The sequence below is a fragment of the Effusibacillus lacus genome, assembly GCF_002335525.1.
Classification (GTDB): domain Bacteria; phylum Bacillota; class Bacilli; order Tumebacillales; family Effusibacillaceae; genus Effusibacillus; species Effusibacillus lacus.
In genome coordinates, this window is sequence record NZ_BDUF01000105.1 from 1 (window position 1) to 214 (window position 214).

A 214-nucleotide genomic window follows, 5' to 3' on the forward strand; every position below is an offset into this window, starting at 1 on the left:
AGGAATTGACGGGGGCCCGCACAAGCAGTGGAGCATGTGGTTTAATTCGAAGCAACGCGAAGAACCTTACCAAGACTTGACATCCCGCTGACCGTCCCAGAGATGGGGCTTCTCTTCGGAGCAGCGGAGACAGGTGGTGCATGGTTGTCGTCAGCTCGTGTCGTGAGATGTTGGGTTAAGTCCCGCAACGAGCGCAACCCTTGAACTGTGTTGC

Annotated in this window: 1 rRNA gene; it reads left to right on the forward strand. The window is 56.1% G+C overall.

What is annotated here, in order from left to right:
- Positions 1–214 (forward strand): 16S ribosomal RNA (locus tag EFBL_RS17260); the annotation flags it as partial.